Source organism: Peribacillus sp. NPDC096447 (genome assembly GCF_044762725.1).
Classification (GTDB): domain Bacteria; phylum Bacillota; class Bacilli; order Bacillales; family DSM-1321; genus Peribacillus.
Window position 1 is genome coordinate 729,247 of record NZ_JBIWEV010000001.1, and the last position, 23,851, is coordinate 753,097.

At 43.0% G+C, this 23,851-nt stretch carries 25 protein-coding genes and 1 other annotated feature; of the genes, 3 read left to right on the forward strand and 22 right to left on the reverse strand.

What is annotated here, in order from left to right:
- Positions 1-3 precede the first annotated feature (3 nt).
- Both ACIQZD_RS03630 and ACIQZD_RS03635 read left to right on the forward strand, forming a co-directional pair.
- Positions 4-1,434 (forward strand): LutB/LldF family L-lactate oxidation iron-sulfur protein, encoded by a 1,431-nt coding sequence (locus ACIQZD_RS03630; RefSeq protein ID WP_402898287.1) that lies wholly within the window; start codon positions 4-6, stop codon positions 1,432-1,434.
- On the forward strand, positions 1,428-2,132 hold the full coding sequence (locus tag ACIQZD_RS03635) for a LutC/YkgG family protein (protein ID WP_402899883.1): 705 nt from the start codon (positions 1,428-1,430) through the stop codon (positions 2,130-2,132). The genes ACIQZD_RS03630 and ACIQZD_RS03635 overlap by 7 nt, the downstream gene beginning before the upstream one ends.
- Positions 2,133-2,195: 63 nt before the next feature.
- Here ACIQZD_RS03635 and ACIQZD_RS03640 read toward each other — a convergent pair whose 3' ends face one another.
- Positions 2,196-3,281 (reverse strand): M42 family metallopeptidase, encoded by a 1,086-nt coding sequence (locus ACIQZD_RS03640; RefSeq protein WP_402898290.1) that lies wholly within the window; start codon positions 3,279-3,281, stop codon positions 2,196-2,198.
- Between the two features lie 64 nt (positions 3,282-3,345).
- Positions 3,346-3,840 (reverse strand): dUTP diphosphatase, encoded by a 495-nt coding sequence (locus tag ACIQZD_RS03645; RefSeq protein ID WP_402898293.1) that lies wholly within the window; start codon positions 3,838-3,840, stop codon positions 3,346-3,348.
- A 102-nt stretch (positions 3,841-3,942) separates the two neighbouring features.
- On the opposite strand from ACIQZD_RS03645, the gene ACIQZD_RS03650 reads away from it, so the two are divergent.
- Positions 3,943-4,323: a sigma-w pathway protein ysdB gene (locus ACIQZD_RS03650; protein WP_402898296.1), complete on the forward strand. Its 381-nt coding sequence runs from the start codon at positions 3,943-3,945 to the stop codon at positions 4,321-4,323.
- Between the two features lie 54 nt (positions 4,324-4,377).
- Here the strand turns inward: ACIQZD_RS03650 and ACIQZD_RS03655 are convergent, their stop codons facing one another.
- The 20 genes from ACIQZD_RS03655 to hflK all read right to left on the reverse strand — a co-directional run bounded on the left by ACIQZD_RS03655 (position 4,378) and on the right by hflK (position 23,498).
- Positions 4,378-4,947 carry a TVP38/TMEM64 family protein gene (locus ACIQZD_RS03655; protein WP_101222877.1) on the reverse strand — a complete coding sequence of 190 codons (570 nt, stop codon included), beginning with the start codon at positions 4,945-4,947 and terminating at the stop codon, positions 4,378-4,380.
- A gap of 60 nt (positions 4,948-5,007) precedes the next feature.
- The gene (locus tag ACIQZD_RS03660) at positions 5,008-5,283 is read right to left on the reverse strand and encodes a DUF1294 domain-containing protein (protein WP_101222879.1); all 276 of its coding nucleotides are present in this window, start codon (positions 5,281-5,283) and stop codon (positions 5,008-5,010) included.
- A 67-nt stretch (positions 5,284-5,350) separates the two neighbouring features.
- Complete coding sequence (rplT, locus tag ACIQZD_RS03665) at positions 5,351-5,710, reverse strand: 50S ribosomal protein L20 (protein ID WP_034309067.1); 360 nt, start codon at positions 5,708-5,710, stop codon at positions 5,351-5,353.
- Between the two features lie 35 nt (positions 5,711-5,745).
- Entirely contained in the window at positions 5,746-5,946 is a 201-nt protein-coding gene (gene rpmI, locus ACIQZD_RS03670; RefSeq protein WP_034309070.1) for a 50S ribosomal protein L35, read from the reverse strand.
- A gap of 34 nt (positions 5,947-5,980) precedes the next feature.
- Positions 5,981-6,481 (reverse strand): translation initiation factor IF-3, encoded by a 501-nt coding sequence (gene infC, locus ACIQZD_RS03675; protein ID WP_034309072.1) that lies wholly within the window; start codon positions 6,479-6,481, stop codon positions 5,981-5,983.
- A gap of 98 nt (positions 6,482-6,579) precedes the next feature.
- Positions 6,580-6,716: a sequence feature (ribosomal protein L20 leader region), on the reverse strand.
- 125 nt (positions 6,717-6,841) lie between these two features.
- The gene (locus ACIQZD_RS03680; RefSeq protein ID WP_402898302.1) at positions 6,842-7,336 is read right to left on the reverse strand and encodes a GNAT family N-acetyltransferase; all 495 of its coding nucleotides are present in this window, start codon (positions 7,334-7,336) and stop codon (positions 6,842-6,844) included.
- A gap of 52 nt (positions 7,337-7,388) precedes the next feature.
- The gene (locus tag ACIQZD_RS03685) at positions 7,389-7,559 is read right to left on the reverse strand and encodes a hypothetical protein (RefSeq protein WP_157831018.1); all 171 of its coding nucleotides are present in this window, start codon (positions 7,557-7,559) and stop codon (positions 7,389-7,391) included.
- 106 nt (positions 7,560-7,665) lie between these two features.
- A complete protein-coding gene (gene thrS / locus ACIQZD_RS03690) occupies positions 7,666-9,597 on the reverse strand; it encodes a threonine--tRNA ligase (protein WP_101222884.1) in 1,932 nt (643 codons plus the stop codon).
- A 389-nt stretch (positions 9,598-9,986) separates the two neighbouring features.
- The gene (gene ytxC / locus ACIQZD_RS03695) at positions 9,987-10,847 is read right to left on the reverse strand and encodes a sporulation protein YtxC (protein WP_402898307.1); all 861 of its coding nucleotides are present in this window, start codon (positions 10,845-10,847) and stop codon (positions 9,987-9,989) included.
- Positions 10,848-10,968: 121 nt separating this feature from the next.
- Positions 10,969-11,907: a primosomal protein DnaI gene (dnaI, locus tag ACIQZD_RS03700; RefSeq protein ID WP_241594395.1), complete on the reverse strand. Its 939-nt coding sequence runs from the start codon at positions 11,905-11,907 to the stop codon at positions 10,969-10,971.
- Positions 11,894-13,312 carry a replication initiation and membrane attachment family protein gene (locus ACIQZD_RS03705; protein ID WP_402898313.1) on the reverse strand — a complete coding sequence of 473 codons (1,419 nt, stop codon included), beginning with the start codon at positions 13,310-13,312 and terminating at the stop codon, positions 11,894-11,896. The genes dnaI and ACIQZD_RS03705 overlap by 14 nt, the downstream gene beginning before the upstream one ends.
- Positions 13,313-13,370: 58 nt before the next feature.
- Positions 13,371-13,832, reverse strand: a complete 462-nt coding sequence (gene nrdR / locus ACIQZD_RS03710; RefSeq protein ID WP_034309080.1) for a transcriptional regulator NrdR — start codon at positions 13,830-13,832, stop codon at positions 13,371-13,373.
- Positions 13,833-14,102: 270 nt separating this feature from the next.
- Positions 14,103-14,483: an adenosylmethionine decarboxylase gene (gene speD, locus ACIQZD_RS03715; RefSeq protein WP_034311443.1), complete on the reverse strand. Its 381-nt coding sequence runs from the start codon at positions 14,481-14,483 to the stop codon at positions 14,103-14,105.
- 920 nt (positions 14,484-15,403) lie between these two features.
- Entirely contained in the window at positions 15,404-16,441 is a 1,038-nt protein-coding gene (locus tag ACIQZD_RS03720; protein ID WP_402898316.1) for a glyceraldehyde-3-phosphate dehydrogenase, read from the reverse strand.
- Positions 16,442-16,599: 158 nt separating this feature from the next.
- Positions 16,600-17,199 carry a dephospho-CoA kinase gene (coaE, locus tag ACIQZD_RS03725; RefSeq protein ID WP_402898319.1) on the reverse strand — a complete coding sequence of 200 codons (600 nt, stop codon included), beginning with the start codon at positions 17,197-17,199 and terminating at the stop codon, positions 16,600-16,602.
- A gap of 21 nt (positions 17,200-17,220) precedes the next feature.
- Complete coding sequence (ytaF, locus tag ACIQZD_RS03730) at positions 17,221-17,853, reverse strand: sporulation membrane protein YtaF (RefSeq protein ID WP_402898322.1); 633 nt, start codon at positions 17,851-17,853, stop codon at positions 17,221-17,223.
- 79 nt (positions 17,854-17,932) lie between these two features.
- On the reverse strand, positions 17,933-18,763 hold the full coding sequence (mutM, locus tag ACIQZD_RS03735; RefSeq protein ID WP_402898325.1) for a DNA-formamidopyrimidine glycosylase: 831 nt from the start codon (positions 18,761-18,763) through the stop codon (positions 17,933-17,935).
- A 19-nt stretch (positions 18,764-18,782) separates the two neighbouring features.
- Positions 18,783-21,407 carry a DNA polymerase I gene (polA, locus tag ACIQZD_RS03740; RefSeq protein WP_402898328.1) on the reverse strand — a complete coding sequence of 875 codons (2,625 nt, stop codon included), beginning with the start codon at positions 21,405-21,407 and terminating at the stop codon, positions 18,783-18,785.
- 127 nt (positions 21,408-21,534) lie between these two features.
- A complete protein-coding gene (hflC, locus tag ACIQZD_RS03745) occupies positions 21,535-22,467 on the reverse strand; it encodes a protease modulator HflC (RefSeq protein ID WP_402898331.1) in 933 nt (310 codons plus the stop codon).
- Positions 22,464-23,498, reverse strand: coding sequence for an FtsH protease activity modulator HflK (gene hflK, locus ACIQZD_RS03750; RefSeq protein WP_402899886.1), 1,035 nt, complete (start codon positions 23,496-23,498; stop codon positions 22,464-22,466). The genes hflC and hflK overlap by 4 nt, the downstream gene beginning before the upstream one ends.
- Between the last annotated feature and the right edge of the window lie 353 nt (positions 23,499-23,851).

Genomic DNA, 23,851 nt, shown 5'->3' on the forward strand with positions numbered 1-23,851 from the left:
CTTATGGCTATGAAAACCAGCTCTGCCAAGTTTAAAGACCGGGTGGATGAAGGAATACATAATGATTTTATGCGATTGGCCGTATCGAGTGCCCAAGAACGATTACACGGACGGCGGCTGACTGCCGTTGATGAATTGGGTAGCTGGGAGGATTGGCGTTCCCTTGGGGAAGAAATCCGCCAGCATGTGCTTAGTAACCTTGATTTCTATTTGCACCAGCTCGCAGAAAATGTTTCGAAAAGAGGCGGTCATGTCTTCTTCGCTCAAACGGCCGAAGAAGCAAGCGGATACATCAAGGATGTTATTGTAAAAAAGAATGCCAAAAAGGTCGTGAAATCCAAATCGATGGTCACGGAAGAGATCAATTTGAATGCCACTCTTGAGGCAGTTGGCCTCGATGTCGTTGAAACGGACCTTGGTGAATACATTTTACAAGTGGATGATCATGATCCCCCTTCCCATATCGTCGCACCTGCTCTCCATAAAAATAAGGAGCAGATTAGGGATGTTTTTAAAGAAAAGCTTGCATATACGCAAACTGAAAAACCGGAAGAGCTTACCGCCCATGTCCGGGGCATTCTGCGGAAAGATTTCTTAAGCGCCGATGTAGGCATTACCGGCTGTAATTTTGCGATTGCGGAAACGGGCTCGATCGGTTTGGTGACGAATGAAGGAAATGCCGATTTGGTCACGGCCCTCCCAAAAACGCAAATCACCGTGATGGGAATGGAAAGGCTTGTACCTACATTCGATGAATTCGAGGTCCTTGTCAGCTTATTGACAAGAAGCGCTGTCGGCCAAAGGTTGACCAGTTACATCACCGCACTTACCGGTCCGCGTGATGAAGGCGATGTAGACGGACCCGAGGAATTTCACCTTGTGATCGTGGATAATGGACGCTCCTCCATTTTAGGAACTGAGTTTCAATCCGTTCTTCAATGCATTCGCTGTGCTGCCTGTATAAACGTCTGCCCGGTTTATCGCCAGGTTGGCGGTCATTCATATGGTTCAATATATCCGGGACCAATCGGTGCTGTGCTTTCACCCTTACTCGGAGGGTATGATGATTTCAAAGAGCTGCCATATGCCTCCACTCTATGTGCAGCCTGTACAGATGCCTGTCCAGTAAAGATTCCTCTCCATGATTTACTGAGGAAGCATCGTGAAGTCATCGTTGAAAAGGAAAAAATGGCGCCATTTTCAGAAAAGATGGCCATGAAAGCCTTCGGAATCGGTGCGGCCTCCCCTATGCTTTATAAGTTCGGCTCCAAAATGGCCCCATCAGCGTTGTCTCCTTTTAAAACGGGGGATATTATCTCAAAAGGACCGGGACCGCTCAAAACTTGGACAGAAAGCCGCGAGTTCCCTGCTCCAGGAAAGGAGAGCTTTCGCGACTGGTTCAAAAATCGGGAAAAAGGAGGGAAACCATCATGAATGGAACCATCCATAATGAAGGGACATTTTTAAACAATATAGCCAAAAACCTGGGAAGGGCTCCTATTACGGAAGGCATCTCCGTTCCGGAATGGAAGCACGCCCCCCAAAAAGAAGTTTTGAAACATGCGGCACCAAATGATCTTGTCGCGGAATTGGAGGAGCAATGTAAACGGGTGCATACTCAATTTCACGTTACCGACTCCAAGCAAGTGATGCATTGTTTAACACAGGTGATCGAGGAGCTTGGAAACGGACCCTTGATCATCCCTAAGGACGATCGATTTTCCGACTATGGGTTAGAGGGTATCTTAAAGGAAAAAGATGTCCATATATGGGATCACCAAGCCGGGAAAGAAAATGTCGAAAAAGCCGAAAGTGCTAACATCGGAATCACATTCAGTGAGATGACACTAGCAGAATCAGCGACTGTCGTCTTGTTCAGTGACAAGGATCACGGCCGTTCCATCAGCTTCCTTCCTTCTTGCCATGTTTCCATCATTCCAAAAAGCACGATCGTACCGCGAATGACCCAGGCTGCTTCGGCCATCCGTTCAAAAGTTAAACGGGGCGAGGTCGTTCCTTCCTGCATCAATTTCATAACAGGGCCGAGCAACTCTGCTGATATCGAAATGGACCTTGTCGTCGGCGTCCACGGACCCATCAAAGCGGTCTATATAATCGTCGAAGACAAGTAGAAATAAGAAAAAGAAAATGGAGAGGACCTAATTTAGGCCTCTCCATTTTTAACTTTCACTATATTATTCGTAAATGATCCGATCAACTGCTTCGCGATCGAGGCGTTTAATCACTTCGACAATGAGCTTAACTGCATTCTCATAATCATCCCTGTGAAGCATTGCTGCGTGTGAATGAATGTAGCGTGTGGCAATCGTGATCGCCAGTGCGGGCACGCCATTTGCCGTTAAATGAATGGAACCGGCATCCGTTCCGCCGCCTGGAATCGATTCATATTGATAAGGAATATTCATTTCATCAGCTGTGTCGGTGACGAAATCGCGTAATCCCTTATGTGCCACCATCGATGAGTCATATATGACGATTTGCGGGCCTTCCCCCATCTTACTCATCGCTTCTTTTTCGGTAACCCCCGGAGTATCACCAGCAATGCCTACATCAACGGCAAAGCCGATATCCGGCTGAATTTTGAATGTGGATGTTTTGGAGCCACGCAGGCCGACCTCTTCTTGCACAGCACCAATTCCATAAACTACATTAGGATGGTCGCTGTCTTTCAGCTGTTTAAGCACATCAATGGCGATTGCACAGCCAATTCGATTGTCCCAGGCTTTGGCGAGAAGCATCTTTTCATTATTCATGACCGTGAATTCAAAATATGGCACAACCATATCCCCTGGCTTGACGCCCCATTCCTTAACCTCTTCTTTGCTGGATGCACCAATATCAATAAACATATCCTTAATATCAATCGGCTTCTTCCGCGCCTCCGCTGACAGTATATGTGGCGGCTTGGAACCGATAATGCCAGTTATATCACCTTTACCTGTAACGATCGTCACGCGCTGGGCCAGCATTACCTGTGACCACCAGCCCCCTACCGGCTGAAAACGCAAAAATCCTTTATCATCAATTTGCGTGATCATGAAACCGACTTCGTCCATATGCCCGGTAACGACGATTTTCGGTCCGTTTTCATCTCCCGTTTTCTTGGCAATCAAACTTCCCAGGCCATCTGTCGATATTTCATCCGCAAATGGTGTTATGTATTCGGTCATCACTTTTCTTACTTCACTTTCATTTCCTGCAATGCCTTTAGCATCCGTTAAGTCCCGAAGCATCTTTAACGTTTCATCCAATTGAGCCATTCTTTAACCTCCCTATAACTTACATTACAAGAATAATTATACAGACAATCGATTACATAAACAATCAGTAGCCTTGCTTTTGCCTTTCGTAATTCACTTCATTTTTGCTTACATATGCTTTTTCCACATCCACTGCTGAAAATCCAAGCAACTCTCCTAAATGTAAATACGCAGCAAAAACCTTTTGGAAAGATGACTCTGTCAACTGTGTGCGAAATTCACTGATGTAGCCATAAATAGCAGTAAATTGAACAGTCAAATCCTCCTGATGCATGTTTGGGGCGGATGGAACTTCCGGTACAAATCCCCGTTCGATCCCGAGTGACAAAATGAAATGAATGCCATCCACGTATTCAGCCAAAATCGTTTCTTTATCAGAAGGGCCTTTAAGACTCCAGAATTTAAAACATCTCGTTTCATTGGCAAGCTCTCCAAGCTCCACTAAAAGAGCAAGTATCTTCCGTTCCACCAAGTCTTCAGCACCCAATTCATGCTTTGATTGTATATGCTCATCCAAAGCTGCCTGCATTTCCATTAATTTACCTATGTTCATTTTCATCACTTCTTTCCTTGTCTTCCCCTAAATTATATCAAATAAATGAAACTTATTAAAAACCCATACGTAAATGAAGGGAATCACTCTGTTTAAGGAGGTAGCTCCATGGTATTGATCATGCGGTTCATTCTTTTGGCTCTCATCATTTTCTTTATATATACAGTCATCAAATACCTATTTAATCCGAAAAGAAAATTAGAGCTGGCACATGAACAGAAAAAGTTCTTTCTGCTTGACGATACAGCCAATATACGAAAGAATTTTTTATTGACGTACAACGGGGTGATGTTTGAAGGGGAAAAGTATCTAGGGACGACGGAACGCTCCTTTGAGGTCATCTCCATCTTCATATGGCCCAAGAAAGTGGCCGGCCTGAAAGGCTTGAAGCGAAATGACTTCTTAAAAATCGAGGAAGCCATTAAAAAACAATATCCGGATGCCGTTATTGATTGGAAGAGCCCTGTTAAGGAATTTTTAAAAAAATGAAAAAAAATCACGCGTATTGAAGAGCCTTGAGAAAAATGTACTCAAGGCTCTATATTAATCATCTGAACGAAAAAATTCCTTCCAGGGTACGACCGTCTGCTTCTCTCTCAATAAATAGAGCAATAAGGTTAAGGATAATAAAATGATGACGATCAGGGTTGGACTGAAATCTGCAATATAGTGGCCAAAAACCGTATATACGAATGCTACAGGGAGATTGGTCATGAAGGATAGATAAAAATAATTTTTCAGCCCTTTATTGGATTCCAATAAGCAAAGCGACAGCAAGTAAAAGTGAATGAATGGTATTAGCCTCAGTACTGCAATTTGCCGGCTGTTCAGCTTTCGGTTTCCAAACAGCTTATTCTTAAGCCGCAGCAGCCTATCCTTTGTTTTCGGAAATTTGCCTATCACGAAATAAAAGGCCATACTGGACAACGTCAAACCGATTACCGAATAGATGGTTCCAAAAGCTGCCCCGAATAATACTCCGCCAGACATGCAAACCACAATGACGGGAATGAATAAAAATTGCCTTAATAAATGAAAAGTGATAAAAATCAACGGTGCAAACACGCTTCCTGATTGAACGTAGCTCATCACAAGTGTCAGTTTATCATTCATGCTCTCCCTCCAGCTACTCTTTGCTGCTTCTACAAGCATATACATTATACCGGCTACATATTACAATTGAATGAATATCTTAATCAATAAGCCTATCTGAAGAATCATCAATATAGGCAGGCCCCACTTAAAAGCGGCATGCTTCGTCTTATGGCGGAATTGCTTCATCCCCAAAAAGGACCCAGTACCTCCGCCTATGACCGCCCAAAACCAAAGTGTCTTTTCGCTGATCCGGTACTCCCCATTACGCGCTTTCCTTTTGTCGATTCCCATTAAGGCAAACCCGATGATGTTCGTGATGATCATATAAGCAGCAATGAACCATACTCCTTGCATCTTCATTTCCTCCTTTAAATATGTAAAAAGCCACCCTCTTAAAAGAGAGTGGCTGTATCAGTCAGACTTATTTGTCTAATTGTTGTTTAGCAGCAGTTGCTAATTGAGCAAAAGCTTGTTCGTCAGCAACAGCAAGATCAGCAAGCATTTTGCGGTTCACTTCGATACCAGCAAGCTTTAGACCATGCATTAAACGGCTGTAAGAAAGACCGTTGATGCGTGCTGCAGCGTTGATACGAGTGATCCAAAGTTTGCGGAAATCACGTTTCTTTTGACGACGGTCACGGAAAGCATAGTTTCCTGACTTCATTACTTGTTGGTTAGCTACTTTGAAAAGAATATGTTTCGCGCCATAGTAACCTTTAGCTAATTTTATTACCTTTTTACGACGTTTGCGAGTAACAGTACCGCCTTTTACACGTGGCATGTTATTTCCCTCCTATTTAACTCGATAAATCGAACTTATTTAATGTTGTCTAGCATATGACGAATACGTTTGAAGTCACCTTTGCTTACAAGGCTAGCTTTGCGAAGCTTACGCTTTTGCTTAGTAGATTTGTTAGCAAATAAATGGCTTGTGTAAGCGTTAGAACGCTTAAGTTTGCCGGATCCAGTCTTTTTGAAACGTTTAGCAGATCCGCGGTGAGTTTTCATTTTAGGCATAAGGTATTCCTCCTCATTACAAATTACTTTACAATTACTTTTCGTTTTTCGGTGCTAAGATAATGAACATGCTGCGCCCGTCCATTTTTGGGTGTTGCTCGATTGTAGCCACTTCTTTACATGCTTCAGAAAAACGAACGAGTACACGTTGACCAATTTCCTTATGCGTAATGGCACGTCCTTTGAATCGGATAGAAGCTTTTACTTTATCGCCTTTTTCAAGGAATTTAATACCGTTGCGAAGCTTCGTATTGAAATCATGTTCTTCAATCGTCGGGCTCAAACGAACCTCTTTCAGACTGATGACTTTTTGATTTTTACGTGCTTCCTTGTCTTTCTTTTGCTGCTCGAAGCGGTGTTTTCCGTAGTCCATGATCCGGGCTACCGGAGGCTTTGCATTTGCAGCAACTAAAACTAGATCAAGATTTACACGAGCGGCAATTTCCAATGCTTCGAATTTCGTTTTAATTCCAAGTTGTTCTCCGTTTTGGTCAATAAGACGAACTTCACGGGCTCGGATGCCCTCGTTTACCATCGCGTCTTTACTAATAGTTAGCCACCTCCAAAGATATTGGCGAATACGAATATTTGAATAAATTCGGTCACGCTCACAACTCGCTTACAGGATATAATCATAATAAAAAAGTGTGGATGCATGCTGCACCCACACTGATAGACTCATTCAGAAAGATCCAAATAATCAAATCATGACCTGTTAACTGCATTGTTTGCGTCAACCAGGTGAGAAGCGGGTGCTTCTTCTTTTCCTCAAACACGTATTCAATTCACTTTAGAAATATATCATAAACACTGATGACTTGTCAAATGCTAATTTATTCGTTTTTCACAACAAAATTAATATTATCAGACATTCTCATATTTGACAATACGTTTTTTAAAGTAATTTGGACAAAAAATATTCATCATGATACTTCCCATCAAAAAACAGTGATTCCCGCTTTATTCCTTCCTTTTCAAAACCCATCTTTCGATATAAGGAAAGCGCAGGGGCGTTGTTTGCAATCACGGACAATTCCAGGCGCCTGATTTCGCTTATCCGTGCATGCTCCTCCATTTTCTGAAATAGCTTCGTACCGATGCCTTTTCCCCTGTCCTGTTCATTGATGCCGATGACGATTTTGGCTGAATGCCTCGTTCGGCCCATTTGATTGCCCAATAAGATCAGGTAACCATTCAACTCATGGCCGCTAGCAGCAACGAGGAAAACGGAAAGGGGATTTTTTTCGATTTGTACCATTTGCTTCTCCATTTGTTTCGCTGTCGCTTTTCTTTCCCCAGGGTTGAACAGCATATACCCGGAATCTTCAACATGATTGAACAGAGCAGCCAAGTTACCCGCGTCTTCCCTAGAAGCCTTTCTAATCTCCATTTATCCCCACTCCCCCTTTGGTTACAGTCCATACTGACCAAGCCATAAAATGTTAAGAGTTTTCTTTCGCCTTTTTCTTTTTCTCAATGGCGTCCCAAGAAAATAGCGCTATCCAAAATAACAGGACCGGGACGATGGCATATTGTCGATAACCATCCAATAACAATAAGATGATGATGACAAGGAATGTCGGTCCGAATAGATAAGTAAATTTCTTTTTCACGCTGCCCCTCCTTTTCATTGCTGTACATATTTTCACATGATGGTTTCATTTTATCATGCCATAATTAAAAAGAGGGACACAACTATATGTGCCCCTCTTTTTGATGTTAACGGCTTACTTCAGCCTTAATCGCTGAAACGAAATCTTCAAAAGCGATCGTTTCGGATTTTTGTTCACCGTATTTACGTACATTCACGCTGCCTTCTTTGGCTTCATTGTCACCAACAACCAGCATGTACGGGATTTTTTGCATTTGCGCTTCACGGATTTTGTAACCGATTTTCTCGTCACGTGTATCCAGGTCGACACGGATGCCTTGCGCTTTAAGTTTTTCCTGTACTTCTTTCGCATAATCCAAGTGCACTTCAGGTGAGACCGGGATCACTTGTGCTTGGATAGGTGCAAGCCAAGTTGGGAATGCCCCCTTGTATTCTTCGATCAAGTAAGCGACAAAACGTTCCATTGTGGAAACGACACCGCGGTGGATAACAACCGGACGATGCTGCTTGCCGTCCTCACCGACGTAATTAAGATCAAAACGTTCAGGAAGCAAGAAATCAAGCTGAACCGTGGAAAGCGTTTCATCTTTTCCTAATGCAGTACGTACCTGAACATCGAGCTTAGGACCGTAGAATGCCGCTTCACCTTCCGCTTCAAAGTAATCCAGACCTAGTTCATCCATGGCGCCTTTTAACATGCTTTGCGCTTTTTCCCACATGTCATCATCATCGAAGTATTTTTCTGTATCCTGCGGATCGCGATAAGACAGGCGGAATGAATAATCCTTGATATCGAAATCTTTATAAACTTCCAGAACCAGGTTCACAACACGCTTGAACTCTTCTTTGATTTGGTCGGGGCGGACAAAAATGTGCGCATCATTCAATGTCATCCCACGTACACGCTGAAGGCCGGAAAGGGCACCTGACATTTCATAGCGGTGCATCAAGCCTAGCTCGGCAATCCTGATTGGCAGTTCCCGGTAGCTGTGGATGCTGTTTTTATAGACCATCATGTGATGCGGGCAGTTCATCGGACGCAGGACAAGCTGTTCGTTTTCCATCTCCATGACAGGGAACATGCCGTCCTGGTAATGATCCCAGTGTCCAGAAGTTTTATAAAGGTCCACGCTACCCATTACAGGTGTGTAGACATGGTCATAACCCAAACGTTCTTCCTTGTCCACGATATACCTTTCGATTGTCCGGCGGATGGTCGCTCCTTTCGGCAACCACATCGGCAGCCCTTGTCCCACTTTCTGTGAGCTCATGAACAAGTTCAATTCTTTACCGATTTTACGATGGTCACGTTCCTTGGCTTCTTCAAGGAAACGCAGGTGTTCGGCTAAATCTTCTTTTTTATAGAAAGCCGTACCGTATATGCGTTGCAGCATTTTGTTTTTGCTATCGCCTCTCCAGTATGCTCCAGCGATGCTCAATAGCTTGAATTCTTTGATTTTCCCAGTTGATGGAACATGAATTCCACGACAAAGGTCAAAAAATTCACCCTGCTCATAAAGCGTTACCTGCTGATCGGCAGGAATTGCATCGATCAACTCCAATTTATACTCGTCGCCTATTTCTTTAAAACGGGAAATCGCTTCATCACGACTTACTTCAATGCGGGAAATTTCCAAGTTCTCGTTGACGATTTTCTTCATTTCTTTTTCAATCAATGGAAGGTCTTCGGGAGTCAATGATTCCTCCAGATCCATATCATAGTAAAAGCCGCCCTCGATGACTGGCCCTACGCCGAATTTAGCGTTTTTGTACAAACGTTTGATCGCTTGTGCCATCAAGTGCGCTGTACTGTGACGCAATACTTCAAGAGCATCCGCTGTGTCCTGTGTGACGATTTCGATTGAACCATCTTGTTCAATCGGGCGTTTCAAATCATATAATTCACCATTGAATTTTCCGGCAATGGATTTTTTCCTTAAACCAGGACTGATGGATGCAGCGATGTCTTCAGTTGTTGTGCCTTTAGCAAACTCCTTAACCGCTCCGTCAGGAAAAGATATTTTCAGTAATTCTGACATTCAGTTTCACTCCTTCTTATTGTTCGAACAAATTACAGGTATTTGATTCCATTACAACACAAAAAAGCCCGTCCCTGTATAAAACAGGGACGAGCTTAGTAATAAATATCATTAACCCGCGGTTCCACCCTCGTTCCAGCTTGCTTTTCACGGCAAAATGGCACTTGTAACTTGGTAACGGCAGCTTCCCGTCAGCTCATATTCGCAGAATGCCTGCTTTCCGAGCCGAAGTTTAAAGGTGGTAAGTGTTCCATGCGAATAGGAAGCTTACAGCCTGTTGGCTCCCCTCTCTGATAATCGGCGACTAGAATACCCTTGTCCTCATCATAACTTTTAGTTTTTTAATAGTATGTAGGAAATTATAATTTGTTATACGGTGAAAATCAAGGTTAATTTTCTTTTTTCCACGAAAGATCATTCAAATGCATAGAAAATGACGAAAGTGGCAGGATAGTGGCCCGTTCTTCGAAAATCCTTGAAATGGTCTGAATCAGCCCCTCATCCTTGTCATCGGTATAGATACACAAGTTTTCAGGAGCAATCGATAAAAGCGGGGCAAGTATCACCGTATCGAGAAATAATGAACTTTTGGCAAGAAGCCTCCTGTCGATCATACTATTGATTTTTGGACGGTCGAGCTTGCTGAACTTCTGATCATAGAAATGAAAACCATCCCGGTTGACCAGGTGAAGTTTTCTTAATTTCGACTCCTGCCCATGAAGGCAATCACGGAGCGTAGCAATGAAATTTTGATAGTCCTGTTCCAGCTTGTATTCATCAATCGCCTTGACGACATACTTTTCCAACGTGTGCTGAAATGATTTCAAACGGAAGGTCGTAAAAGAATCGAATGAAAAAGATACCTTTCCAGCCAAGATGCTTTGAAGTCCTTCCTCAATCAATCGTTTCTCCGTACTGAATGCTTCATCTTGACTCCTGGCCCTTTCCACCTCGATGATTGATGATGCAATTTCAATGATGGCTTCAATTTCTTCCCGTTCCCTATAAAAAAATTTACCGACTATTATTTGCTCCAGAACTGGAAGCGTCTTTTCTTCCAATAAAAAAGAATGAAATGCATCACGAAGCAGAATTAGCCATTCATCACCTGAAGACTCCGTCATATCCACATACATGCCTTGTTGCGGAAGAAATCGAATATATGCTTGAAATTCTGCCCCCAGTGGATGGACAGAAACGAAATTCAGTAATTTCAATGCCTCTGAATCGTTTTGAAACGAAATTTGCACTACGACATCCCCCCTTCCCCCTTGCTTCTTTTTTCATGTATATGGGGATGGGGACGTGTTTAGAAGTAGGATGGGCCTTGTAAGAAGAAAAAAGTGACCTCCATTAAGAGACCACTTTTCTTCATCTTCTCCGATTCACGCCATCAAGCTTGACCGGCTCAGCTAAATATTGAATTCTTTCCAGTACCCTGGCCGCCTTCACTTCTTCCTTCTCACCACGCTGTGAAAAGGTCAGGTGGTTCTCCAGGCCATTCAAGTCAAAATTCGAAGTGAAAAACGTCGGCAGGTTTTCCAGCATCCTAAATTGTAAAATCGGACCAAAAACCTCATCGCGTCCCCAGCTCGTCATGGACTCCGCTCCAATATCATCAAGCATGAGGACAGGTGCCGTTTTCACCATTTCAATTTTTTCATTGACCGTATTATCACCTATCGATCCCTTAAGTTCCCTCAAGTAGTCAGGTACATAGACAATAAGGGAGGAAATTTGCCTTTTTGCAAGTTCATTGGCGATCGCACCTAATAAGTACGTTTTCCCAACACCGAATTTCCCATATATATATAAGCCTTTTTGCCTTTTACCTGGCTCATATTCCATAATGAACGACATCGCTTTACTTAAGACAGACAAGCGTTTGTTTTCATTATCCGTTTGGGTAAAGTCTTCAATGCTCGCCTTTAAAATATCCTTCGGTACATACAGGCTGCGGATCAACTTTTCCCGTTTCCGCTTTTCATCCTCTGCCAATTTCCGCGGGCAGACTTCATAATGCAGGTTCAGGGCTTTCCCTTGAACCACCAATTTGGGATAATACCCTTGCATCATATTGATGCAGCCATCCAAGCTCGGACATTTATCACACTTATTGCTTTGTGAAGTGAACTCATAAAGCTTCCCCAAGTTTTTATCAATCATTTCCTTCGTGACCGTCGAGCTGTTGGCATTCATAAATAACCGCACTTGTTCGTTTTCAAAAATCTCCTGTTTCAGCTTTTCATAACGCTGTTGAAATTGATTTGTATTGGCCAATTTATTAAGGGACCTATTAATCTTTTCCATCGTTCATTTCACCTCCTGCTTTCCACAGCTTCCATTTCTCCAGAAGCTCGCGTTTCTGGGCATCCAATTCAGGCTGATCTGCATTCTGCTCCTGCTGTGCTTCTTCTTTTTTCTCAAGCCACTCCGGAACCACTTCTTCCCGTATCGCCTTTTTCCGGCTGCCCTTCGCAGCATTCCTGCTTCCTTGAGCCCAGTCCTGATATTTCCGGTGTTCATTTTTAGCCAGCTCCATCGCCTCGACCACCGTGGAGACCTTCAGCCGTGCCCAATGGCCTGCCAGCTTTTCGACATAGCCCTTCGTGAACTTCATATCCGTTTTGAGCATGACATATTCAATCAATACATTGACGACACCCGGATTCAGCTTTTGATTGATCATCACGCCTTCAACCACTTTCAAATCACCGCTTGATGGCTCTGCACCGCCAGACAATTGCATCAGCCGCTCCCTTGGGGAAATCGTCTCCAAATGACGGATTAACTCTTGTTCCTGTGTTTTCGGTTCCTCTTTTTGTGTCCTTTCACGAATCGGCTGCACCCGATTGACAAGGGAAGGCATATCGGCCTGCCGTTCGATCTGGTACCAGTCCCTTGCCGCCTTTCTGAGCACTTCCTCATCGATCTCATCATCCAATGAAACGGCATCCATTACTAGTTTTTGCATTTCAAGCGGATCGATGCCATATAAAAAGGCAAGTTTGGCAATCGTACTTTTTATTTTCGGAGTAAAGGCCTTTTTCGGTACGATCGAGGATTTTATCCCGGCAAATAAAAGGTCAAAATCAAATAAGTCATCAAACCCCGATGGCTCGACGCCTTCCGTCCGATCGATGTATTGCTGTTCAGGCATCGGTTGCCATTCATCTTTCGCTTCATCCGTTACATATAAAGAGTCCAAATGATCTGATGAGAATACTTCCGCAAAAGATTTAGTCACACCTTCATATTGATCGGTTAAGATATGGTCATCACAAAAGAATCTCTTTAACCGGTTGAATTGCGCTTTACCGATTTTTTTGTATAAGTAAATATTCAGCATTCCATCCGTGAAAAACTGCTGGGGGGAAAGCGGCGGGTTTAACTCATAGATGAATTCCTTCGTTTCATTTTTCGATTTCTTATATACATTCAACAGACCGATTCCCTCAAGTAAAAGCCGTGCTTCATAAATATCACCTAACTTAAGGCCGATGGTATTCATTAATTGATAATGTGAGGAGGTTTCCGACCATAGCCTGTTTTCCTCCAACTCACTCCATAACGTCATATATAGGCTAATGCAGATAGGTCCAATAAGAGGTTGATATAGTCGGGTAAGTATTTTCCGATCATAATCATGAAGCAGCCCCGCAGATGAGACCAAATATGAATCAGCTGGGAGCAATTCTTGCCAATGCTTTGACATCTCCATTCAAACCTTTCAAAAGATGTAGTGAAAAAAGAGCCAAAGTGAATCTTCAGCTCTACTTTCTTTCTTTATTTATCAAATCTTTCAATTCATCGATAAAGACATTGATGTCTTTAAATTGTCGATAGACGGATGCGAACCTTACATAGGCAACCTCATCGACTTCTGCCAGCTTGTCCATCACCATCTCGCCGACACTGTCGCTTTTCACTTCCGATATGCCCTGGTTGCGTAGTTCTTTTTCTACATAACTGGTAATTTGCTCTAGTTCTTTCAAGGGAACCGGACGTTTTTCGCAAGCCCTGATTAAGCCACGCAGGATTTTATCACGACTGAACTCTTCCCGCGTCCCGCCCTTTTTCACTACAATAAGCGGTGTTTCCTCCACCTTTTCAAATGTCGTGAATCGAAAACCACATGCCTCACATTCACGGCGTCGTCGAATCGATTTACTTTCATCGACTGGCCTGGAATCGAGCACTCTTGTTCCGTTATATTGACATGATGGGCATTTCATCATTATCAGCTCCGTATTTTATGTAGGACTCCCCTATCTAAATGTTCCCCAAGGAATTACTTCTCTATCTTAATCTTATATTAAATGGAACGGCCAGTACAAGTAAAAAGTGTAACTCCCGGCAGAAGGCACTTTTTGTTCTGCCGTTGAAGCACCTTTGTCAAAGTCTTTATGCTGCAAGGGCATCCTCCCCTATAAAGGGAAGCAGACTGCCGATTGATTGCATTAAAAAAGAGATGCACCCATGGCATCTCTGTGTATACGTGTTTTTTATAGGGCACTTATATTGGCTTTTTTCATTTGTACAGGACCTAATCCACGTGGTAATTCTATGTTTTCACGTGTTTGCGCATTCAAAGCTTCTGCAATATAATCTGCCGCAATATTCGGATCCAAGTTACCGCATGTATAGACATCAATGCTCGCATAGCCGTGTTCTGGAAAACTGTGAATCGTTAAGTGTGATTCAGAAATGATGACAACCCCGCTTACTCCTTGTGGAGCAAATTTGTGAAAGGCAACTTCTCGTACCTCTGCACCTGATTTCAAAGCAGCATCAACAAAAATCTTTTCAATTAAATCGATATTGTTCAGTTTTTCAAAGTCACAACCCCAAAGTTCAGAAATGACGTGTCTACCCATAGTTTCCATAGTGTAAGCTGTTTCCATATTAAGCTTCCCCCTTACCATGATTTAAAAATAAGTTCTGATAACTACCACGGGGGAAAGTTAGTCCAAAGAGGTCCTAACCCTTTAAGTAGCCATCATGCAAACCGCTATTGAAGAAGTTCACGATTCATAGTATATATGGTTTGAATTTTTTTTGCAACTCCAAATTGAATTTTTGGAAAGATAAACTTTATATGTAATAGGGATATTGCGATTGGAGCAAATTCTGTTTTCTGGTTTATTCAGCGCCTTAAAGCAGCAAGGAATTGAATGATCACTGTATTAAAAATAGTCCGCTAAAAAAATTTTAGTGGGCTTAAACTGTGGACCATCTCGATAATAATTGAGTTTGTCTACATTTTTTTAGGATTTTAAAATTTGGACGTTGATTGGAACGTAAGGCATTCGCTTTCCGCGGGCGGTCCGGGAGCCTACTCGGCGCGATTGCGCCTGCGGGGTCTCCCTTAATACGCTTTTCCCGCAGGAGTCTCGAACACCCGCTCCAAACAACTTTGTTTTACATTAAGATAGAAACTCGTTTTGCCTACAGTCTATTTAAGGTAAAAAACCAAGGCGGTTAAAGACAGTTCAACTGACCCTGAGAGTGGCTACTATGTGAAAAAGAACGAACAAAACAAGTTCGCCTGTTCGTTTCATGCGGTATCAGACCGCAATGGATTTGTGTTGGGGACGATATTTCACCTGAAAATACACATGTTAGCCATATTAGAGCCTCTGGTTGAACGAGTGATTGAGAAAGTTGAATAACCAGAAGCAGTTGCCGCAGATGCAAAAGAAAAGTATGGTATGCGTTAGGTCACTATTCTCTATAACTGCTTCAAATCCAATAAAAAATCAAAAATAGCCCGCTAAAAAATTTTAGCAGGCTCGTTTTTTTCATTTTATTTTACTGATAATTCGACTTCGGAAGTTTTTTTCAACTCGGAGCCAACCAATTTCACTAGGTCCACTACCCGATTGGAGTAACCCCACTCATTATCATACCATGCAAGGACTTTCACTTTCCTGTCCCCGATCATCATCGTCGTCAAACCATCGATGATTGCAGAGTGTGGATTCGTTTTGAAATCACTGGAAACTAAAGGTTCCATCGTGAATTCCATGATTCCTTTGAGTTCATTTTCTGAAGCATCGATGAATGCTTGGTTCACTTCATCAATCGTGACATCACGGTTTAAATCCACAACAAGATCGACTAAAGATACGTTAGGTGTCGGTACGCGTATCGCCATTCCATGAAGCTTGCCTTTTAATTGCGGCAACACCAGTGAGATGGCTTTTGCAGCTCCTGTAGTCGTGGGAATCATGCTTTCCGCAGCGGCACGGGCACGTCTCAAGTCTTTGTGCGGGTTATCGATATTATTTTGATCATTTGTATAAGAATGTATCGTTGTCATTAAACCGTTGTTTATCCCGAATTTTTCATCAAGCACTTTTGCAACCGGTCCAAGGCAGTTCGTTGTACAAGATGCATTGGATATGACGAAATGCTTGTCAATGTCCAGCACTTCCTGATTTACTCCCATCACAATGGTAACGTCTTCATTTTTACCCGGGGCTGATAATATAACTCTTTTTGCTCCTGCGTCTAAATGAAGAGCCGCTTTAGAACGATCATTGAATTTGCCAGTGGCTTCAATTACAATATCTATGTTCATCTCTTTCCAAGGCAATAGCTTTGGATCGCGGTTATTTATTAGTTTTACTCGGCGGCCATTCACTACTAGTGAATCATCTTCAGCTATAATGATACCGTCGAATTTACCATGTATCGTATCATATTTTAGTAAGTGTGCTAAAGTTTCAGCTGGATAGCTTGCATTAATGGCAACAATGTCCAAACTCTCATCTAATATGGCTTTTCGGAAAACCATTCTTCCAATTCTCCCAAATCCGTTAATCGCTATTCTTGAATTCATTGTTCGGACCCTCCAGAAATATTAGTGTTATACTTATTACCTTTCACATGTAATTAGTATAACATAATTCAAAGGAATTGTGCTAATAAAAATGCGGATTGTTCTTATTTTTTCAACACAAAAAGAAGAAACCGGGCGGTTTCTTCTTTTTGTGTTGATTATATGACATACCATTCGCTAAGTATGGACTTCACTTGCCGCTTCGTTTCATTAATGTCACCATTATTATCGATGACGGCATCCGCTAAAGCCTTTTTATCGGCCAAGGGCATTTGCGAATTGATCCTGGCAAGTGCCTCCTTCTCCGAAAGACCATTCCTGTTCATTAATCGCTGCAATTGAACTTGCTCATCCACATAGATCAAAAGCGTCTTATCCACCATGAATGTCAGCTTGCTTTCGAATAGGAGCGGAATATCCATGAACACCGTTTCTTCTCCCGATGATAGTGCCGCTTCCGTTTTCAGCCGCATCCAATTCCTGACGGCAGGATGCACGATGCTATTCAATAGCAATCTCTTTTCTTGATCATTAAATATGATCGACCCGAGCTTTACGCGATCTATATTCCCATCCGTCAATAAGATATCTTCACCAAATGCCTTCACAACTTGGTGATAGGCTTCTTCACCTGGCTCAACGACAGCACGGGAAGCCAGATCTGCATCGACAATCGTGAATCCGAGTTCCTGTAAATAGAGGCTGACGGTGCTTTTCCCACTGGCAATGCCTCCGGTGATTCCGATGATTTGTCCCATAAGCTCCCCCTTTTAAACTTATCATAACTTGAATAAACCGATGATAATCAATAGTACACCTGGAAGAAAGGTCAAATGCTGGACAACTTTATTATTTGAAAGCAATTTCCCGCTTTGAATTCCGCTCCAAATGAAAATCGAACTCATAACAGCGATGCACCCTGCGAGGATGATCGGCGAAATCCCGATCATAGCCGCTCCTACTCCGGCCCCGAACGCATCCAGCGAAAGTGCAAAACCGAGAACAAGCGCTTCGACACCTGTAATCGTACCTGATTTATCAAAATCGGCATTCAATGGTTTTTGTAAAATATTAATGACTACTCCAAGTGATTTAATTTCAAAATTAAAGATGATCTTTTCATGATATCTATCATCTTTCAAATCTTTTTCAGGCTTAAAATACTGGTATACCATCCAGCCACCAAGAAAAATGAGGATGATGCCGCCCGTTTTTTCAGCCGCCCCGATAGATATGAGCTGACTGATGAATTGTCCGATGACCATCGCTATGCCTAAACTCAATGCAGAACAAAATGAGATGACCGCTATTGACCTTAAGGGGATTTTCATCTTCCGCATACCGAATGTCAAACCTACGCCAAATCCGTCAATACTAACTGCAAAAGCGAGAAAAATAATTTGTAGCCACATCGGAATATTACTCCTTCCCTACTCGTTGCTACCCTAGTATATGGAAGGAGCCCATCCGATGTGTTTGAAAAAACATTAGCTATTTTAGCGGCTGGCATGACGGGCAAATATGTGTACCGCGTCCTGCAACGACCAGTTTCTCAAGGGGCGTGCCGCATGTTTTGCAGTTCTCGCCTTTTCGTCCATAAACATTCAGTTCCAACTGAAACATGCCGATTTGCCCTTGGGAATTAATGTATGAACGAATCGTACTTCCGCCTTTTTCCACAGCTTCCCCTAAAGTCGCAATGATTTCTCGATGCAACGTCTTGATTTCCTGCAATGAGAGTGAAGAAGCGATTCTCTCCGGATGAATATGGGAGCGGAATAACGACTCGTCCACATATATATTCCCAATCCCAACGACTACCGTTTGATCAAGGAGAACGGGCTTTATTTTCCTGTTGGTTCTTGCCAGCTTTCTACTTAGCCCCTCGACAGTAAAATCTTCAGACAAAGGTTCCGGCCCTAAATGCAAAAGGGGCAGCCGATCAAGTTCTTCCCCTTTGGCAAATAAATGCATCGTTCCGAATTTCCGGACATCCCTGTACCGAAGTTCACTGCCATCAGTGAAAGTGAAGATCACATGGGTATGCTTATCATACGGCTCTTCTTTTGGATGCACGCCGTATTTCCCCTCCATTCTTAAATGCGAAACCATCGAATAATCATCCAAGGTGAAAATGAGGAACTTGCCCCGACGTCCTATTGCCCTTATCGTCTGTCCCCTTAAAGCATCCTGAAACTGTTCGACAGGTTCAGGCGCTTTAATGATCTTTGGCCAGAAGACGGACACTTCCTTGATCTCTTTTCCGAGTACGAGCTGCTCTAACGTTCTTCTGACTGTTTCCACTTCTGGAAGTTCTGGCATTGCAATCACCTATCTTTTATTATTTGGCATCAAACCATGTTGGCCCGAAAGCATAATCCACTTTAAGGGGCACGTTCAATTCAATGGCATTTTCCATTTCCTCCGGAACGATCACTTTAAGGATTTCCAGTTCCTCAGGAGGGGTTTCAAAAATCAATTCATCATGCACCTGAAGAAGCATTCTCGTTTTAAGCCCTTCACTTTTCAGGCGCTTATTCATGTTTATCATGGCAAGCTTGATGATATCCGCGGCGCTGCCCTGAATCGGCGTGTTCATTGCTGTCCGTTCGGCAAAGCTCCTTATGTTGAAATTCCTGCTTGTTATCTCAGGTATATAGCGCCTTCTTTGCATCAGAGTCGTGCTATACCCTTTTTGACGGGCCTCATGTATGCTTTCTTCCATATATTCCTGAACACCAGGAAAGCTTCTTAAATACTTCTCGATGAACTCTCCAGCTTCTTTTCTCGTGATGCCAAGACTTTGCGATAGCCCGTAATCACTTATACCATAAACGATTCCGAAGTTGACCGCTTTGGCATGGCGCCTCATGTTCGAAGTGACTTCCTCTGCCGATACATGGAACACATCCATGGCTGTCTTTGTATGGATGTCCATCCCGGCCTGGAATGCTTCCACCAATCCGCTATCATTGGCGATATGCGCCAGAACGCGCAACTCTATCTGGGAGTAGTCGGCAGCAAAAATGATCCAATCCTTTTCGGAAGGGATGAAGGCCTGCCTGATTTTCCTTCCTTCTTCCAATCTGATCGGGATATTCTGCAGATTGGGATCTGTTGAGCTTAACCGGCCGGTCTGGGTCAATGCTTGGTTGAACCGGGTGTGCACCTTGTCCGTTTTGCCATTGACCACCTTAAGCAACCCTTCAATATAAGTGGATTGCAACTTACCAAGCTGGCGATACAATAGTATTTCCTTAACGATATCATGCTTGCTCTCCAGTTTTTCCAGCACATCGGCTGACGTCGAATAACCTGTTTTGGTTTTCTTCATGACAGGAAGCTCCAACTTTTCAAACAGGATGGCCCCAAGCTGTTTAGGTGAATTGATATTGAACGCCTCTCCAGCCAAATCAAAAATTCGCGCTTCGATGTTTCTTAAGCGAATGGCTATTTCCTGTCCCATGTTTTTCAGTCGGCCTATATCCACCTTGATTCCCTGCCATTCCATATTGGCCAGGATGATCGACAGTGGCAGCTCCAGTTCCGTAAATAGGTGAAATTGCTCGAACTCTTGCAGCTTATCAATCATCGGTTCTTTCAGGGACAGAATCGCCTTCGCTTTTCTGGCGATATGCTCCCTCAATTCCGCTTCCTCAGGTATTTTGCGTTTTGCACCTTTTCCATAAAAAACGTCATCCGTTTCAAGGCGGATAGCACCTTGAGTTTTCGTGATTTCTGCCACTTCGTCCACTGACTCTGCCGGATCCAGGATATAGGATGCCAAAAATACATCAAAATCGATGCCTTTTATTTCGACTCCTCGATGGCGAAGTGCCACAACCGTACGCTTTGCATCGAAAACCGTTTTCTTTTTTGTTTCATCCTCTGCCCAGGATTTGAAGGCCCCGAAACTCAGAGCATCATCTCCATGGAAGTAAAAATGACCTTGTTCATTACTGATGGCGATCCCTATTATATCGGCACGATGATAATTATCTTCTAAAATTTCAACATACAAAGCACTTTCATCGGCAAACATTCCTTCTGTCATTTCAGCCGAGTGAACCTCAATCTTCTCCTGTTCAAGCGGTGCACTTTCCGTTACATCCAATTTATCGAGCAAAGTCGAAAAGCCAAGCTCTTTATAGAATGAGATGACTCGATCCTGATCCATGCCGGTATACTCGGTCTCGTTTACGGAAACTTCAAGCGGCGCTTCCCTCGTTATTGTAGCCAGCTCTTTGCTTAATAGGGCCAGGTCTTTATGTTCTTCTATTTTCTCTTTCAATTTCTGTCCGCTTACCTCATCAATCGACTGCAAAAGGTTTTCAACTGTTTCAAATTGATGCAATAATTTAAGGGCAGTCTTTTCACCAACACCCGGAATACCGGGAATATTGTCGGAGGCATCTCCCATCAGCCCTTTTAAATCAATGATTTGCAAAGGGGAAAGACCGTATTTTTCATGTATATGCTTTGGAGTGTATTCCTCAATTTCAGTAATCCCCTTTTTCGTGATGGAAACCGTCGTACTAGGGGAGGATAATTGCGTTAAATCCTTATCACCGGAAATGACCTTCACTTCAAAACCATCTTTTTCCGCTTGCAAAGAAAGCGTACCAATAATATCATCGGCTTCGTAGTTCTCCAGTTCATACCTTTTTATTTGAAAACAATCAAGCAGCTCGCGAATGAAAGGGAATTGCTCCGATAATTCTGGCGGCGTTTTTTGGCGCCCTCCCTTATATTCTTTAAATGATGCATGTCTGAATGTCGTTTTACCCGCATCGAATGCCACAAGTATGTGCGTTGGCTTTTCTTCTTCAAGAATGCGGTTGAGCATCATGGTGAATCCGTACACGGAATTCGTATGGACCCCCTTATCATTATTCAAGAGCGGAAGCGCAAAAAACGCACGGTATGCAATGCTGTTTCCATCTATTAGTACTAGCTTTTTATCCAAATCCGTCTTCCTCCAGTCATACAGGTTTATGTAGTTATAGCTTCTATATAAAAACGCAAAAAGCCGTTCATTTTCTTTCTCTATTCTACCATGAGTAGAAGCGGAAAGAAAAATGACGGCATCAAGGTTATTTAGTATTTCCCATTAACAAGCTGGCATAAGGGGAATCCGAAGGAAGAACGATGACCGTTTGATCTCCGATCGTTTTTTTGTAGGATTCAAGAGTCCGGTATAGTTTATAGAATTCGGGGTCTTTGGAAAACGACTTATTATAGATTTTCGCTGCTTCCCCTTCTCCTTCAGCCCTGATCACTTCTGCATCAGCCTCTGCAGTAGAGAGCAATTCTTTCACTTTCCGATCAGTATCCGCAATGATACGGTTTTTCTTCGCATCACCTTTTGATAGGTATTCTTGCGCTTTCGATTCCCGCTCGGAAATCATCCTCTTGAAGACGGACGCTTCGTTTTCGGCAGGCAGGTCAGTCCGCTTTATCCTGACATCCGTCAGACTGATGCCATAACTGTCCTTTTGCAGCATATCGTTGACTTTTTCGGTTATGCGGTCGTTTAAACTTCCCCTGGATGACTTCTCATCATTGATGATCTCATCATAATTCAGCTGGCCCAGCTCCGAACGAACTGCCGAATAGATGAACTCTCCCATTTTCGTTTCGGCATTCTCAAGTGTCCTTGCATTTGTAATCAATTTCTTCGGATCTTCTATTCTCCAAACGGCATAGTTGTCGATCAGCATCCGCTTTTTATCTTTCGTATTGATTTCCGCTTCTGAAACATCAGAACTCATCTGATACTTCGGCAAGGTCACGACACTCTGAATGAATGGCACCTTCGCTTTCAATCCCGGGGTCTTATCGATCCTTACCACCTCACCGAATTGCCGGACGACTTTATATTCTCCCTCTTTGACGATATATACATTGGTGAAGATGATTAGCAGCAGCGCGATGATAATAATCAGGAAAATGCCGAATCTCACATAGCCCCTCCAATGAAAATTCCCTTTTTTGAGTTCAGAGAAATCTATTATTTTTCCGCTCATTGTTTAGCGCCCCCTTCCCCTGTCGCTTTTTCTTCCGATGCATTCCCTTTTTTCGTTTCTTCTTCAGGTATAGCGGCTTCATCAGGGGCAGGAGTTTTTTTCGTTTCCTCCTTTTCAAGCGAGCGAAGCGGCAAGTACTTCATTGTGTTTCCATCATCATTCATAATATAAATCTCAGCATTCGGCAATACTTCCTCAAGGGTCTCAATAATAAGGCGGTCCTTCGTAATCCCCTTATTGCCCTTATACTCACTGAGTAATTTTTCAAAGACCGCTACATCCCCGCGGGCAGCTTCCGTACGGGCAGCTTTATCCCCATTAGCCTGAGAAATGAGGGCATCTTTTTCCCCTTCCGCTTCATTCATACGCTTATTTTCATATTTATCCGCTTCGTTGATTTTCGTATTCGCCGTTTCCCGGGCATCCGTTACATTGGTAAATGCTTTCCGCACTTCTTCATTCGGTAACTCCACGTCCTGGAGTTTAACCGCAGATATGGAAATCCCGACATCATATTTCTCCATTAGCTGTGACAATAAATCGCGTACATCCGCTTCGATTTGCGCTTTTCCAGATGTAAGGGCATCATCGATTTTCGTGCTGCCGATAATGCTCCGTAATGCAGCTGAAGTCGTATCGTATAATATTTTTTCTGGGTCATCTGCATTGTATAGATATTTTGGAGGATCGGTGATTTTCCACTGAACCACTAGGTCGGCCAGCACAATATTTTCATCACCCGTAATCATTTTGGTTTCACTCGGGTAATTCGTCACCTCTCCATCCTCTTCCTTATATCCAAATTTAAGACTGAATGTTTCTTTAGATAATTTCTCGACCGATTGAATGGGCCAAGGCAGTTTAAAGTGAAGTCCTGGTTCCGTTATCGTCTCCTCCACTTTACCAAACGTCATTATGACAGCTTGATCGGATTCATCAACCGTGTACCAGGTCGATATCGCAACTACACCTAAAATTAAAATAAGAAAGACAAGTCCTGTGATCGTATATATCCTTTTTAAGCTAACGATATGTATCACCCCTTCTTTGCAGTTATATCTTATTTACGCAAGAAAGGGCCTAAAGTTTCATGAAAATCAAATATTTTCCTGGAAAAATAGGATAGAGGAATGGTTCCCGGGGAATATAGCCAAAATTAAAAGACAGAGACTATGTCTCTGTCTAAAGTTTTTTAAGGGTTTGTACAATTGGAACGTTGGGCACTCGCTTTCCGCGGGCGGTCCGCCCTTTGCGCTTGCGGGGTCTCCTTGGACGGTCTATTCCTACAGGAGTTTCGCTCACCTGTTCCAATCATCTTTGCTTTAAAATTCAGATTGAACTTATACAAAAAAAATCAAACAGAGACTATGTCTCTGTCAATGTT

Bases quoted from the DNA above. Each gene is read 5' to 3' on its own strand.
- ACIQZD_RS03630 (WP_402898287.1), top strand. From the start codon at position 4: ATGGCTATGAAAACCAGCTCTGCCAAGTTTAAAGACCGGGTGGATGAA.
- ACIQZD_RS03640 (WP_402898290.1), bottom strand. From the start codon at position 3,281: ATGGCTCAATTGGATGAAACGTTAAAGATGCTTCGGGACTTAACGGAT.
- ACIQZD_RS03645 (WP_402898293.1), bottom strand. From the start codon at position 3,840: ATGAAAATGAACATAGGTAAATTAATGGAAATGCAGGCAGCTTTGGAT.
- ACIQZD_RS03650 (WP_402898296.1), top strand. From the start codon at position 3,943: ATGGTATTGATCATGCGGTTCATTCTTTTGGCTCTCATCATTTTCTTT.
- ACIQZD_RS03655 (WP_101222877.1), bottom strand. From the start codon at position 4,947: ATGAATGATAAACTGACACTTGTGATGAGCTACGTTCAATCAGGAAGC.
- ACIQZD_RS03660 (WP_101222879.1), bottom strand. From the start codon at position 5,283: ATGCAAGGAGTATGGTTCATTGCTGCTTATATGATCATCACGAACATC.
- rplT (WP_034309067.1), bottom strand. From the start codon at position 5,710: ATGCCACGTGTAAAAGGCGGTACTGTTACTCGCAAACGTCGTAAAAAG.
- rpmI (WP_034309070.1), bottom strand. From the start codon at position 5,946: ATGCCTAAAATGAAAACTCACCGCGGATCTGCTAAACGTTTCAAAAAG.
- infC (WP_034309072.1), bottom strand. From the start codon at position 6,481: ATGGTAAACGAGGGCATCCGAGCCCGTGAAGTTCGTCTTATTGACCAA.
- ACIQZD_RS03680 (WP_402898302.1), bottom strand. From the start codon at position 7,336: ATGGAGATTAGAAAGGCTTCTAGGGAAGACGCGGGTAACTTGGCTGCT.
- thrS (WP_101222884.1), bottom strand. From the start codon at position 9,597: ATGTCAGAATTACTGAAAATATCTTTTCCTGACGGAGCGGTTAAGGAG.
- dnaI (WP_241594395.1), bottom strand. From the start codon at position 11,907: ATGGAAAAGATTAATAGGTCCCTTAATAAATTGGCCAATACAAATCAA.
- ACIQZD_RS03705 (WP_402898313.1), bottom strand. From the start codon at position 13,312: ATGTCAAAGCATTGGCAAGAATTGCTCCCAGCTGATTCATATTTGGTC.
- nrdR (WP_034309080.1), bottom strand. From the start codon at position 13,832: ATGAAATGCCCATCATGTCAATATAACGGAACAAGAGTGCTCGATTCC.
- speD (WP_034311443.1), bottom strand. From the start codon at position 14,483: ATGGAAACTATGGGTAGACACGTCATTTCTGAACTTTGGGGTTGTGAC.
- ACIQZD_RS03720 (WP_402898316.1), bottom strand. From the start codon at position 16,441: ATGAATTCAAGAATAGCGATTAACGGATTTGGGAGAATTGGAAGAATG.
- coaE (WP_402898319.1), bottom strand. From the start codon at position 17,199: ATGGGACAAATCATCGGAATCACCGGAGGCATTGCCAGTGGGAAAAGC.
- ytaF (WP_402898322.1), bottom strand. From the start codon at position 17,853: ATGTGGCTACAAATTATTTTTCTCGCTTTTGCAGTTAGTATTGACGGA.
- mutM (WP_402898325.1), bottom strand. From the start codon at position 18,763: ATGCCAGAACTTCCAGAAGTGGAAACAGTCAGAAGAACGTTAGAGCAG.
- hflC (WP_402898331.1), bottom strand. From the start codon at position 22,467: ATGAGCGGAAAAATAATAGATTTCTCTGAACTCAAAAAAGGGAATTTT.